This window comes from Azohydromonas lata NBRC 102462, assembly GCF_001571085.1.
GTDB classification, from domain to species: domain Bacteria; phylum Pseudomonadota; class Gammaproteobacteria; order Burkholderiales; family Burkholderiaceae_C; genus Azohydromonas; species Azohydromonas lata.
Genome location: NZ_BCTC01000313.1, coordinates 1 through 825, shown reverse-complemented (window position 1 = coordinate 825; position 825 = coordinate 1). Strand labels below are relative to the sequence as shown.

1 protein-coding gene is annotated in these 825 nt (G+C 69.0%); it reads right to left on the bottom strand.

The annotated features are described in order from the left end of the window. A partial coding sequence (locus ALA01S_RS31275) for a GDP-L-fucose synthase family protein (protein ID WP_066343694.1) occupies nucleotides 1-825 on the bottom strand: 825 nt, incomplete at both ends.

Sequence of the window (825 nt, the reverse complement as noted above, 5' to 3'; positions counted from 1 at the left end):
GGCGTCGTAGGCCAGGCGTATGCCGTCTTCGAGCGGGGTGCGCGCGCGCCAGCCCAGCGCGGCCAGCCGGCTCACGTCCAGCAGCTTGCGCGGCGTGCCGTCGGGCTTGGAGGCGTCGAAGACGATGCGCCCCTCGAAGCCCACCACGCGCATCACCGTCTCGGCCAGCTCGCGGATGGTCACGTCCTCGCCGGTGCCGATGTTCACCAGCTCGCCGTCCCAGCCCTGCTCCATGAGGTGCACGCAGGCGTCGGCCAGGTCGTCCACGTACAGGAACTCGCGCTTGGGCGTGCCGCTGCCCCACACCACGTACTCGGCGTCGCCGCGCAGCTTGGCCTCGTGCGCCTTGCGGATGAGCGCGGGCAGCACGTGGCTGTTGGCCAGGTCGTAGTTGTCGTTGGGCCCGTACAGGTTGGTGGGCATGACGCTCACGTACTGGCGGCCGAACTGGCGGTTGTAGCTCTCGCACAGCTTGATGCCGGCGATCTTGGCGATGGCGTAGGGCTCGTTGGTGGGCTCCAGCGGGCCGGTGAGCAAATACTCCTCGCGGATGGGCTGCGGGCAGTCGCGCGGGTAGATGCAGCTCGAACCCAGGAACATCAGCCGCTGCACGCCGGCCAGGTGCGCGCCGTGCACGAGGTTGGCTTCCATCACCAGGTTCTGGTGGATGAAGTCCGCGCGCTGCGTGTTGTTGGCCTGAATGCCGCCGACCTTGGCCGCGGCGATGAAGACGTAGTCCGGCCGCTCGCGCGCCAGGAAGTCGTGCACCGCGCGCTGGTCCAGCAAGTCCAGCTGCGCGCGCGTGGCCGTGAGGAGATTGGCGTA